Consider the following 12,098-nt stretch of genomic DNA (forward strand, 5'->3'; position numbering starts at 1 on the left):
CTGTTCCCGCCCCGCCCCCTCCCCTCCGCGAGATGCCACCTGTGACGGCCGTGCGCGGCGTGTCGCCGTCACAGGTGGCATCTCGCGAGCGGTGAGCGCTCGGGGACTCACGCGAGGGCGGCGACGAGCGCGGTGAAGGCGGGGCCGGCCGGGTCGACGAGGTCGAGGTGGCCGGCGTCGGCGAGCTCGTGCAGGCTCACCGAGCGGTGCCGGGCGGAGTAGCGGCGGCTGTACTCGACGGGGACGTCCTCGTCGAGGACGCCGTGGATCAGCGTGGTCGGCTGCGGCGGCGGGGGCAGCTGCGCGGGGTCGGCGCCCGGGAGCAGCCTGAGGTCGCCGCCGAGGAGCTCCCCGACGGCGTCATCGCTCAGGCGGTCGGCGGAGGCGGCGGCCAGGTCGAGCACGCCCGCCAGCGCCACCACGGCCGCGACGTGCGGGGACGGACGGGCGGCCTGCGACCAGACGGCGAGGTGGCCGCCGGCGGAGTGGCCGACGAGGGTGACCGGTCCGGCGTCGGGCAGCAGTGCCGGGAGCGCCGCGAGCACGGTCAGGACGTCCTCGCCGGTGCCCGGCCAGCCTCCGCCCTCGTCGCCGACCCGCCGGTACTCGGGGAGGATCACGTCGTGCCCGCGGTCGGCCAGCGCCGCAGCGAGCGGCCGGGCGTGCAACCGGTCCCACCGCGCGCGCCAGAATCCGCCGTGCAGGAGCACGACCGGCCCGCGCGCAGTACCGCCTGCACGGGCCGCTGCCCGGAACACCTCCACGAGCTGCTCGGGTGCCTCCCCGTACCGCCGCACCTCGTCCGGCTCGCGCCCCTCCGCCTCCTGCATCCCCCCAGTACCTCCCGCGAGATGCCACCTACGACGCCCGGACGCGGCGTGTCGCCGTCACAGGTGGCATCTCGCGGAGGGGCGTCAGGACTCGAACCAGCCCCGGGGGTGGTGGTCGGCCGTGAGGGGCGTGCGCGGGCGGGTCGGCCGGGCCCAGCGGACGGCGTTCGCCAGCACGCGCCGGATGTCCGGGTGGTGGTAGACGGGGTAGTCCTGGTCGCCGGGCGAGAAGTAGAAGACCTTGCCGAGGCCGCGAGTGTAGGTCACTCCGGAGCGGAACACCTCGCCGCCGGTGAACGTCGACAGGAACACCGTCTCCTCCGGCACCGGGATGTCGAAGTACTCGCCGTACATCTCCTGCTCGGGGATGATCAGCGGGCTGGGCACGCCCTCGGCGATCGGATGCGTGGGCGCGATCGTCCAGACCAGCTCGCGGTCGCGGTCGTTGCGCCACTTCAGCGAGCAGGTCGTGCCCATCAGCGCCCTGAAGATCGACGAGTAGTGGCCCGAGTGCAGGACCAGGATCCCCATCCCCTCCTGCACGTGCCGCAGCACGCGCTGGACGACCTCGTCCGACACCTCCTCGTGCGCGATGTGCCCCCACCACAGCAGCACGTCCGTCTTCGCGAGCGCCTCCTCGGTGAGACCGTGCTCGGGCTCGGGGAGCGTCGCGGTGCGCACCGAGACGGCGTCGCCGAGCGACTCCGCGAGCCCGTCCGCGATCACGCGGTGGATGCCGTCGGGGTAGTGGCGCAGCACGGTCTCGTCGCCGCGGGTCTCGTGGCGGAACTCGTTCCAGACGAGGACCTCGATCGGGGCGCTCATGCGACCGCCACCTCCTTCTTCTCGGCGGCGGAGCGGTAGATCGCGTCGACCACCCGGCTGCGGTGCAGCGCGTACTCGCCGTAGTGGCCGGAGTAGCGGGGGCCGCCCGCGGGCGCGTCGGCTCCCGAGGCGATCGCCTCCAGGAACTCGGCGATGACGGAGCGGTGGTGCCCGGCGGGGACCTTCACGTCGGGGTGCGAGACGGTCGGCGCTCCGGCGACCTCGGAGTAGAGGGTGAGCGTCCCCTCCGTGGCGTAGTCGGCGATGTGGAGGCGCGCGCCTCCGGCCGAGCCGAGCAGCTCGACCTCGATGTCCTCGTGGACCTTCGAGTAGCTCGCCCAGGACGCGTCGAGCTGGAGCGAGCGTCCGTTGTCGAGGCGCAGCAGGGCACTGGAGAAGTCCTCCACCTCGAACGCGTGGGTGCCGGTGGCGGCGACGCCGTGGGGGCGCCCGCCGCGGCCGGAGCGGCCGATCTCGCCGTACGCGACGGCCGAGACACTGGTGACGCGCGGCTCGTCGAGCAGGTGCAGCGCGATGTCGAGCACGTGGGAGCCGAGGTCGATCAGCGGGCCGCCGCCGGCGAGCTCCTTGCTGGTGAACCAGGAGCCGATGCCGGGGATGCCGGTGCGCCGCTGCCAGCTCGCGCGGGCGTGGTAGACGTCGCCGAGCGGCGCGTCGTCGAGGTAGTCGCGGAGGAAGGCGACGTCGGCGCGGCGGCGGTGGTTGTAGGCGATCTCGAGCACGCGGTCGTTCGCGCGGGCGGCCTCGACCATCTCGGCCGCCAGCTCGGCGGTGGTGGCGAGCGGCTTCTCGCAGAAGACGTGCTTGCCGCTCGCGAGCGCGGCCACGGCGATCGGGTGGTGCAGGTGGTTCGGGACTCCGATGGAGACGACGTCGACGTCGTCGCGGGCGACCAGGTCCTCCCAGTCGGCGGAGAGGTCGGGGACGCCGCGGGTCGCGCCGAGTTCGTGCAGGCGCGCCTCCTCCTGGCCGGCGAGCGCGACGACGCGGGCGCCGGGCAAGGACTGGAAGGCGTCGAGGTGGGTGGTGCCGGCGAAGCCGAGGCCGACGACCCCCACACGCAGCTCAGTGGTGTTCTCTGTCATGCGCCGAGCCTACTCGAATCGATTCGAGCACTCCACGGCCGACGTGTCCTCCCGGAGCACCGGACCGCCCGCGCGTCAGGCTGCGAGGCGCGCCTCGAGCGCGGCGAGCGACGCGCGCAGGGCCGGCGCCTCGAGGGCGTCGCCGTCGGCGGCGGCGTGGGCGTCCGCGAACGCCCGGACCTGGCGGTGCAGCTCGACGCGGGTCCCGCCGCGGGCGACGACCGCGAGCCGCTCGGCGAGGCGCACGCCGGCGCGGACGACGAGCGGCTGCTCCATCGCGTAGGAGCGCAGGGCGAGGAACACGTCGGCCAGCAGCTCGCCCGCACGGGGCCACGGAACGAGCAGCCGCACGACTCCGTCGGCGTCGGGGTAGCGGCCCCGCGCCTCCGGCCGGCCGCAGAGGTCGACCAGCGCGCTGGTCAGGGCCTCGACGGCGCCGACCGCGGTGTACGGGTCGTTCGTGCCGGTCGCGAGCCCGCGGACTCCGATCTCGACCACCTGCTGGACGGCGTAGCGGAGGTCCTGGTGCGGGGTCCGCGCGTCGGCGACGACGACCGCGGCGACCGCCTCCTCCTGGGCGACCGACCCCTCGAGGACCTCGAGCACCGGGTCGCCGACGAGGACGTGGTCGCCGGGCAGCGCGAGCACCTGGAGCCGCGCGTCGCCGCGGCGGGCCAGGGCGACCAGCCGCTCGATCTCGAGCTGCTCGACGTAGCCGCCCCGCACCGCTCGCAGCACGACCGTCTCGCGCCCCGGCGGCTGGGCCTCCTCCGCGAGCGAGGCCTCGTCCGCGTCCACCGGCTCCTCCCCGTCCTCCGGATGCAGCCGCTCGATCACGTCGACGAGCTCGCCGAGGACCCGCTGCTGCAGCGTCGTCACCTGCACCGACAGCGCGATGTGGTGGATGAAGTAGACGAGCACCGCGACGTCGCCCACCGCGAGCAGCACCGAGAACGAGACGGCCACCACCGGCACGAACGTCAGCGACGCGTCCTCCTCCGTGTGCACCGCGCGCAGCACGATCAGCGAGTAGAGGAACGTCGAGGTGAGCACCGCCAGGACGACCTGGTTGCCGCGATCGGCCATGAAGTTGCGGACCAGCCGGGGCCCGTAGGCGGAGGACGTGGTCGCCAGCACCGAGATCGTGATCGAGAACGAGGTCGCGGCGACGCCGAGCATCGTCCCGCCGATCGCCGAGAGGATCGCCCGGCCGCCGGTCGGCGACAGGTCCTCGATCAGCGGGATGTCGCTGACGCCGGCGCGGACCAGCAAGTGGTCGACCTCGACCAGTCCCAGCGCCAGCCCGACGGCGAGGACGCCGAACAGGGCCGGGAGGAACCAGAAGGATTCGCGGAGGTGGAGGAGCCGGGAGCGCACCCTCGAAGGCTAGAGCGGCGCCTCCTCGCGGGCCGCGCCGCCGCGGAGGCTTGCGCTCCGGGCCGGGTCGTGCCGCGGAGCCTCGCGCGTCGCCCCCGGCAACGCCCCCCGGACGCACCGGAGGCGCCGACCCGGCGGGGATCGGCGCCTCCGGTGGGCGTCAGGTGACGTTGATGAGCGTGCGCTGCCAGCCGGAGGAGCCGTCGGGCGCGACCGGCGCGCGGTCCTCGATCTGGACCATGCCGTTCTTGTCGACCGCGCGGACGGCGACGTAGTGCGAGCCCGGCTGGGCGTCCCAGTCGACGAACCACTGCACCCAGGTGTCGAGGTTGACCGGGGTCGAGAGCGTCGCCTCCTGCCAGTCGCCGTTGTCGATGCTCACCTCGACCTTGTCGATGCCGATGCTCTGCGCCCAGGCGACGCCCGCGATCTTGAGCGCGCCCGACGTGACGGGGACGCCGATCCGCGGGGTGTCGATCCGCGAGGACATCTTGATGGGGGCCTCGGCGGAGTAGCCGCGCGGGGTCCAGTAGGCCTGGTCGGCCTCGAAGGTGGTGACCTTGAGCTCGGTGAGCCACTTGGTGGCCGAGACGTAGCCGTAGAGGCCGGGCACGATCATCCGCACCGGGAAGCCGTGCTCGAACGGGAGGGGCTCGCCGTTCATGCCGACGGCGAGGATCGCGTCGAGGTTCTCGTCGGTGACCGCGGAGATCGGGGTGGACGCCGTGTAGCCGTCGCTGCTGGTGGAGAGGAGCATGTCGGCACCGCTCTGCACGCCGGCCATCGCGAGCACGTCGCGCAGGGGGACGCCGAGCCACTTGGCGTTGCCGACGAGGTTGCCGCCGACCTGGTTCGAGACGCAGGTGAGGGTGATGCCGTACTCGTCGAGGCCCATGTCGAAGATCTGCTGGAGGTTCAGCGTCACCTCGCGGTCGACCATGCCGGTGATCTTCAGCGACCACGCCGACGGGTCCAGGTTGGGCACGGTGAGGGCGGTGTCGACGCGGTAGAAGTCGGCGTTCGGCGTGTAGAGCGGGGTGATGCCCTCGATGTCGAGCTCGGCGCCCGCGGGGACCGAGACGGTGCTGCGCGGGGACGGCAGACGCAGGGCGTCGCGGACGCCGGCGAGGGAGGACGTCGCCGCGTTGACCAGTCGGGCACCGGTGCCGACGACGGCCGCGCCGACGGCGGAGATCAGTGCGATGCGGAAGAAGCCGCGGCGCTCGAGGGCGCCCGGGCGAGCCTCGGAGGATGTTCCCCGGGCCTCCGAGGCCCGGGCCGCACGCCAGCCGCGGAGGCGCGTGAAGAGGAGGTGCATGACGACGACGGCGACGACGAGTCCGACCAGCGTGGGCACCGCGGCGAGCGGCGACGCTCCCGTGCGGGTCACGATGGCGGCGATCGAGAGACCGCCGGCGATCACGAGCAGCACCTGGCCGAGCGGCGGGCGGACCAGCTGGAGCACTCCGGCGATCGCGGCGGCGACGACGACCGCGGCGCCCACGCTGCCGAGCAGGAAGGTCTTGTCGTTCTCGCCGAACGTCTCGATCGCGAACTCCTTGAGCGGGCGCGGGACGATGTCGACGATGAAGGCACCGAGGGCGAGCACGGGGCTCGCGGTGCGGGCGACCGCGAGGGCGATGAGCTCGGCGACGGCGAGGAGGACTCCGCCCGTGACGATGCCCGCGAAGGCGGCGAGCAGGAAGTAGAGAGCTCGATGCTCGCGCACGGGTGCCGCTGTCTGGTTCATGGAGGAGAGTTTTCTCCCGCGACCTGCCGTTTCCCAGGGTGTCCCTGGTTTGGTCGTGTAGGCGCCTTTTTCATAACGAACAGGTAACGCACAGCGGCAGCGCTCGGACGGGATCGCATCTCGCTCTACCCACCGCCGACGTCACCGCGCGCGACGACCCCGCCGGAGCACCGCGGCGTTCGCGGTGACGATGAGGGCGATGCCGATCCATCCGGCCGCGCCGACGTCCTGCCCGAGCACGGCCGTGCCGATGAGGGCGGCCAGGACGGGATTGACGCTCATGAGCATCCCGAAGACGCTCGTCGGGAGCCTCCGGAGCGCGATCACGTCCGCCACGAACGGGACCGCCGTCGCCAGGACGCCGGCGCCGACCGCCAGGAGCACGGTGCCCGCGTCCGGGCGCGTCGTGGCGAGCGTCCAGACGGCGACGGGCAGGAAGACGGCGGCGGAGACCCCGGTCGCCGTGGCGGTCCCCTGCGCTCCGGGCAGACGGAGTCCGATGATCCGGTTGAGCAGGATGTACGCGGCCCAGCAGCAGGCGGCCGCGAGACCGAGCGCGATGCCGAGCTGGTCGGACGAGGGCCTCGGCCCCGCGATCGCGACGACGCCCGCTCCCGCGACGAGGGCGCAGAGCGCGCTGGTCCTGCTCCGGGAGCCGAGCAGCGCGACCGCCAGCGGCCCGCAGAACTCCAGTGTGACCGCCAGCCCGAGCCCGATGCGGTCGATGGCCGCGTAGAGCGTGAGGTTCATCGCCCCGAACACCACGGCGAGGAGCAGGACGGGCCACCACTGCGCGCGGGTCAGGTCGCGGATCCGCGGCCGCACGACCGGGAGGAGGATCAGCGCGGCGACGATCTGCCGGACGGCGACCACCCCGACGGATCCCAGGACCGGGAAGGCCAGCGTCCCGGAGGCCGCTCCGAGCTGGTTCGAGAGGGCGCTCGCGAGGGCGGTCGCGGCGCCGACGGTCCGGCCGTCTCCGGGGAGCTGCTTCGTCATGCCGGAAGTCTGCGAGCGGTCCGGTCCCGGCTCACAATGCGCCATCGGCCCGATCGATGCGCGATCCGCATGAATAGGATGCGGGCATGGATCTGGAACTGCGCCACCTCCGGTCGTTCGTCGGCGTCGTGGACGCCGGGACCTTCACCGACGCGGGCATCGACCTCGGCATCTCCCAGACGGCGGTCTCCCGCAACGTCGCGGCGCTCGAGTCCGTCCTCGGCCGGAGACTCCTCCACCGGACGACCCGCAGCGTCGAGCTCGCGCCGGCGGGTGAGCGGGTGCTGCGGCACGCCCGCCGCGTCCTGGCCGTCGTCGACGATCTGCGCGAGGAGGCGGCGGCCGGGACGGACACGATCCGGATCGGCTACGCCTGGTCGGCTCTCGGCGAGCACACGCAGGAGTTCCAGCGCCGCTGGGCGACCGCGCTCCCCCACCACGAGCTGCGGCTGATCCGCTCCAACACGCCCACCGCGGGGCTCGCGGAGGGCCTCAGCGATCTGGCGATCCTGCGGCGCGGATCCGCTCCTGCGGACGTCGAGTCGGCTCTGATCGGCACCGAGAAGCGCTACTGCGCCCTGTCCGTCGACGACCCGCTCGCCGCGAAGCGCACGATCACTCTCGCCCAGGTGGCGACCGCTCCGCTGGCGCTCGACGACCGGACCGGGAGCACCCGGCTCGATCTCTGGCCCGAGCACGACCGGCCGCGGAGCACCGTCCCGACGACCGACGTCGACGACTGGCTCACGGTGATCAGCAGCGGCTCCGCCCGCGGAGTGACCGCGGAGTCGACGGTGAGCCAGTACCGGCGGCAGGGCCTCGCGTACCGGGTCGTCCGCGACGCCCCGCCGGTCCCCGTGCACGCCGCGTGGATCCGGAGCGACCCGCCGCCCGCCCTGCGCGAGGTCATCGGGCTGCTCCGGGGCCTCTACCGCACCTCCGACTGACGACGACGGCCGCCGGGGGCGAGCCCCGGCGGCCGTCGTCGTCACGTCACCTGCAGGTGAGAGCGGAGTACGCGGCCTGCTTCGTGGTCGTCACCGATGCTCCGTCCACGGTCGCCGTCGCGGTCACCGTCGCCGAGCCCGCGGCCACCGAGGCGGCGCGGGTGGTGAAGGCGTGCGAGGCGCTCGACCCGGGAGCGATCCCGGTGAACGCCTTCGAGCCCCAGGCGGAGCCGAGGGTGATCCCCGCCGGGACCTTCGCATCGTTCCGAGCGGTGACCGTCACCACGACCTTGCCCGCCACGCAGCGGCTGATGGCCGCCACGGTCGTCGGTACCGTCGCCGCGGAGGCGCGGACGATGGAGAGGCGGTAGGTCGCTGTCGTCGTGTGGTCCTGCGCCGACGACTCGACGACCACGCTCGTCGTCCCCGAGGCCGCGAGCGGCACGGTGCGGCGGACGGTGTCGTCGATCAGCACGCCGTCGACCTTCACCAGGCCGCTGGGCACGGCCGGGTCGAGGTCGAGCGAGACGCTCGTCGTGCCGGCCGGCACCGTGAGCGTGTGGTCCCTGACCCCGGCGGCGAGAGCCGGCGAGAGCGTCCCGACGTCGGAGGAGAGCTTCGTCAGCTCCGGGTCCGCGGCGTAGGTGGTCGACTCGGTCGTGTAGACCCCGAAGACACCGCCGACGTAGCTGGATCCGGTGCCCTGGAAGCGCACCGTGACGACGGGGATCTTCTGCCCCTTCGCGTCGAGCACGTACTTCCCGCTCTGGTCGCGCTTGTAGCTGTCCTTCGCGGCGAGACCGCTGAGGATCGACGCCGGGATCCGGTCGTACTGGACGTACCAGCTCGTCGCTCCGGCCGCTCCCGAGACCACCTCGGTCTTGAGCTTCACGTCGTTGAGGTAGACGTCGAAGGTGCGTCCCGCGTCGCCGCCGTAGTAGCGGACCCCGAGGTAGTTCGCCGGCAGAGCCGGGTCGACGATCATGTCGTACTGGAAGTACGCCTCCGCCGAGCGCTCGCCGTCGCGGTACCCCTCGCCGCGCCAGGTCCCCACCGAGGACCGCGCGGTCTTGTAGTTCTTGTCGGCCTCGCTGTTGTTGTTGTCGAAGGAGGTGAGGGAGTCGATCGTCGTCTCGTCGACGCGCAGCTGCTCCTTCTGCGTCCGGATCAGCGCCTGGGCCGCGGCCGAGTCGGGCTCGATCAGGGTCATGTAGGTCGCGTAGCGGGCGTTGTACAGGCTGTAGTACGGAGTGAACACCCGGGCGGCGGACGCGGCGTCGACGTTCTTCATGCCGAAGCGCATCGTCGTGCGGCCGTTGCCGTCCGCGCCGTCGGGCAGGCGGACCAGGTTGCCGCGGACCGCGGACTTCCAGGCCGCGGAGTCCGCGACGACGACGTTCGAGTTCACGGACTTGTCGGCCGTGCCCATGCGCACCAGGACGCCGGCGACGTAGGACGCCTCGACGTTCGAGCGGTTGAGCTCGGTCGCCAGCAGCACCGGTCCGTAGCGGAACGCGGTCCAGTCGGGGTTCTCCGTGTCCGCGACCGCGCTGACCGCGGCGGGCAGCTTCCAGGTCAGCACGTCACCGGCGGCGACGGCGACCGAGACGTAGCCGGCCTGGGCCGTGACGGCACGGACGGCACCGTTCACGGTGAGCGTCGGCGCTCCGTCGATCCAGGACGGCACGCGCAGCTTCAGGGTCGTGTCCGCGGACACGGCTCCTCCGGCCAGCGCTTCGACCCTCAGGGTCGCCGTGTCCGTGCTCGGGATGTCCGCCGTCTGGGTCAGCCGGAGGTTGTTCGCGGAGGAGCGGAGGACCGAGGAGCGGAACTGGTTCACGAAGACGGTCTTCGGCTTCTCGAAGTAGATCGAGTCGCCGAGCTTGGTGAAGCTCTCGATGCCCGAGCCGTGGTCGCACCAGAACTCGTCGAGCTCGTGCCCGAAGACCTTGGCGTAGCCCGCGGTCTGCGGCTGGAAGTAGGTCACCATGCCGGTGTCCGGGTTCTGCACCGAGAGGACGCCGTTGATGAACGTCTCCTCGTAGAAGTCGGCGTACTTCACGTCCTCGGTCACCTGGAACAGCGCCCGGGTGAGCTTGAGCATGTTGTAGATGTTGCAGCCCTCGGAGGTCGAGTTCTCGCCGTAGCCGGTGGTCTGGCCGTTCGTGGCGTACTCGTACAGGGTGCCGGGTGCGTGGAAGTGCTCGGACTGGCTGTTGCCGCCGTTGGCGTAGGTGTGGGTCTCGTCGACCATGCGCCAGAAGTTCTCGGCGGCACGGCGGTACATGTCCAGGTCCGACTTCTCCGTGGCGGTGAGCGTGGCGTAGAGCGCCGGGTCGTCGGTGAAGACGCGGTAGCGCTTCAGCGCGCCGATCAGCTTCGGGATGGTCGTGTTCGCGTGGAGCCCGTTGAGGACGTCCTCGTTGTTCGCGAGCTTCTGGAACAGCGCGGTCTCGTCGAAGTACTCGGCCGCGCGCTTGTGCGCCGGGTCGTGCGTGGTCTCGTACAGGCGGTAGAGCGCCTCGTTCATTCCGCCGTACTCCGTGTTCAGGAGCTGACCGGGGTTCGCCTGGCGGCCCGCCCAGGTGGTGATCCAGCTGCCGAAGCCGCCGGCGACGGCGAGCGCCTTCTGCGAGACGGCGTCGGGCGCCTGGTCGTGGGCGTCGAGGAGGCCCGCGAGCACCTTGTGCAGGTTGTAGAAGGGGACGAGCAGGCCGTCGCCGCCCGAGGGGAGGTAGCGGGTCGGGAACGGCGAGACGTAGCCGGCGTTCGCCGGGTCCTTCAGCGCGTAGGCGTCCTGGACCTTCTTCAGGCCGTCGACGGAGGCGGTCAGCTTCGCGAGCAGAGCCGCCTTGGTGGCCGCGTCCTCCTCGGTCGCGTAGGCCTGCGAGAGCGCCGAGAGGTAGTGGCCGAAGAAGTGGCCCTGGAACCGGGTGCCGTTCTCGCGCTCCCAGCCCCCGTATCCGCCGCTGGTGGTCGGGGTGAGCCCGGCCTCGCGGTAGAAGGAGTAGAGGAACATCTCGGGATCGAGGCTCAGCAGGTACTCGACGGTCTGCTGCTCCCCGTTCTCGAGGTAGGGGTCCTGCACGGAGACGTCGGACAGGCCTGCCTCCAGCAGGTAGTTCGACGTCTTCACTCCCCGGGGCTGCACCTGGAGAGTGTAGGTCTTCGTGACAGCCGCGCTGCCGCCGTAGGTGGCGGAGCCGGTGAGCACGACCGTCTTCGCGGAGCCGGTGGGCGGCGTGACCGCGGCCGTGCCTCCGCTGATCGCGACGGTCGCCGGGTCGGAGGAGCTCCAGCTGAGGGCGGACCCCTTCGCGCCGACGGTGGGCAGGGTGAAGCCGGTGCTGGTGCTCGTGGGCGGGGCGACCAGCTCGAGGTCGGCCCGGGCGATGCTCGCCGGATCGAAGGAGGGGTTCCCGGCCTTCGTCAGCGCGACGACGTCGGTGGTGGTCGCGACGCCGTTGTAGAGCGCGTAGTCGTCGAGCAGGCCGCGCAGGTGTGCGCCGTTGTACTGGGGGCCGTTGAAGCCGAGGGTCTTGACCGACGTCGACTCGGAGCCGAGGACGCCGGACGCGGAGGAGGACGGCGCGGTCTTGACGACGGCGGTCTGCTTCACTCCGTTGCGGTAGAAGGCGACGGCCTTGGTGCTCTTGTCGTACGTGGCGACCACGTGCGTCCACTCGCCGGCGGGGAAGAAGCCGGAGCGGGCGGTCTCGACGGCGACCTTGTACGGCTGCCCGCCGGACGGGCCGATCGAGAGGGCGAGCGGAGTGCCGTCGCCCTCGGACGTGAGGTACCAGCCGTCGGAGTTGTAAGCGGTCTTGTTCCAGGTGAAGACCTGCTCACCGGTCATCGCGCTGGTCGGCTTGTACCAGAACGAGACGGTGAGATCGGCGGGCTGCAGCGCCGCCGCGGTGCCGAGCGAGATCGCGTTCGATCCCGTGAACTCGAACGCCCCGCCGTTCAGGCCGGTGCCGTAGGAGGCGGTGCCCTTCTGCATCCCGAGAGCGGTCCCGCGCCCGCTGGTGTCGGCGAGCGAGCCGTCGAACGGGAGCTCGAGCACCTTCGCGCCGTCGAGGGAGGTGGTGGGGGCGGCCTGGGCCGTGGGGCCGACCGACAGGAGACCCGCCGTCAGCGCCATCACCGCCACGGTGGCCAGGGGGAGTCGTCGTCTCATTCGTGAGGCCTCTCGTCGTTGAGAAATCCGGCCCAGGGGGGCGGGCCGCCTCGAATGTTACCGTTAACAAGAGCTTTCGGTGAG

The 12,098-nt window shown here is 72.0% G+C and carries 8 protein-coding genes; 1 reads left to right on the forward strand and 7 read right to left on the reverse strand.

What is annotated here, in order from left to right; all coding sequences use genetic code 11:
- Nucleotides 1-107: 107 nt before the first annotated feature.
- The 6 genes from C5D44_RS05150 to C5D44_RS05175 form a co-directional block, all read right to left on the reverse strand.
- On the reverse strand, nucleotides 108-830 hold the full coding sequence (locus C5D44_RS05150) for a S9 family peptidase (RefSeq protein WP_104281044.1): 723 nt from the start codon (nucleotides 828-830) through the stop codon (nucleotides 108-110).
- 84 nt (nucleotides 831-914) lie between these two features.
- Nucleotides 915-1,655: a ThuA domain-containing protein gene (locus C5D44_RS05155; RefSeq protein ID WP_104275908.1), complete on the reverse strand. Its 741-nt coding sequence runs from the start codon at nucleotides 1,653-1,655 to the stop codon at nucleotides 915-917.
- Entirely contained in the window at nucleotides 1,652-2,761 is a 1,110-nt protein-coding gene (locus C5D44_RS05160; RefSeq protein ID WP_104281045.1) for a Gfo/Idh/MocA family protein, read from the reverse strand. Before C5D44_RS05160 ends, C5D44_RS05155 begins: the two co-directional genes overlap by 4 nt.
- Nucleotides 2,762-2,836: 75 nt before the next feature.
- A complete protein-coding gene (locus tag C5D44_RS05165) occupies nucleotides 2,837-4,138 on the reverse strand; it encodes a DUF2254 domain-containing protein (protein ID WP_104281046.1) in 1,302 nt (433 codons plus the stop codon).
- A 160-nt stretch (nucleotides 4,139-4,298) separates the two neighbouring features.
- Nucleotides 4,299-5,888 (reverse strand): molybdopterin-dependent oxidoreductase, encoded by a 1,590-nt coding sequence (locus C5D44_RS05170; protein ID WP_104281047.1) that lies wholly within the window; start codon nucleotides 5,886-5,888, stop codon nucleotides 4,299-4,301.
- A gap of 141 nt (nucleotides 5,889-6,029) precedes the next feature.
- Nucleotides 6,030-6,887, reverse strand: a complete 858-nt coding sequence (locus tag C5D44_RS05175; protein ID WP_104281048.1) for a DMT family transporter — start codon at nucleotides 6,885-6,887, stop codon at nucleotides 6,030-6,032.
- Nucleotides 6,888-6,973: 86 nt separating this feature from the next.
- Between C5D44_RS05175 and C5D44_RS05180 the strand changes: the two genes are divergently transcribed.
- Nucleotides 6,974-7,834 (forward strand): LysR family transcriptional regulator, encoded by an 861-nt coding sequence (locus tag C5D44_RS05180; RefSeq protein ID WP_104281049.1) that lies wholly within the window; start codon nucleotides 6,974-6,976, stop codon nucleotides 7,832-7,834.
- Between the two features lie 46 nt (nucleotides 7,835-7,880).
- Here the strand turns inward: C5D44_RS05180 and C5D44_RS05185 are convergent, their stop codons facing one another.
- Complete coding sequence (locus tag C5D44_RS05185) at nucleotides 7,881-12,014, reverse strand: beta-L-arabinofuranosidase domain-containing protein (protein ID WP_104281050.1); 4,134 nt, start codon at nucleotides 12,012-12,014, stop codon at nucleotides 7,881-7,883.
- Between the last annotated feature and the right edge of the window lie 84 nt (nucleotides 12,015-12,098).

It is taken from the genome of Rathayibacter sp. AY1B5 (genome assembly GCF_002932795.1).
Lineage (GTDB): Bacteria > Actinomycetota > Actinomycetes > Actinomycetales > Microbacteriaceae > Rathayibacter.

What these genes read in the sequence shown, in the direction of transcription:
- C5D44_RS05150 (WP_104281044.1), bottom strand. Translation starts at nt 830, where the DNA reads ATGCAGGAGGCGGAGGGGCGCGAGCCGGACGAGGTGCGGCGGTACGGG.
- C5D44_RS05155 (WP_104275908.1), bottom strand. Translation starts at nt 1,655, where the DNA reads ATGAGCGCCCCGATCGAGGTCCTCGTCTGGAACGAGTTCCGCCACGAG.
- C5D44_RS05160 (WP_104281045.1), bottom strand. Translation starts at nt 2,761, where the DNA reads ATGACAGAGAACACCACTGAGCTGCGTGTGGGGGTCGTCGGCCTCGGC.
- C5D44_RS05170 (WP_104281047.1), bottom strand. Translation starts at nt 5,888, where the DNA reads ATGAACCAGACAGCGGCACCCGTGCGCGAGCATCGAGCTCTCTACTTC.
- C5D44_RS05175 (WP_104281048.1), bottom strand. Translation starts at nt 6,887, where the DNA reads ATGACGAAGCAGCTCCCCGGAGACGGCCGGACCGTCGGCGCCGCGACC.
- C5D44_RS05180 (WP_104281049.1), top strand. Translation starts at nt 6,974, where the DNA reads ATGGATCTGGAACTGCGCCACCTCCGGTCGTTCGTCGGCGTCGTGGAC.
- C5D44_RS05185 (WP_104281050.1), bottom strand. Translation starts at nt 12,014, where the DNA reads ATGAGACGACGACTCCCCCTGGCCACCGTGGCGGTGATGGCGCTGACG.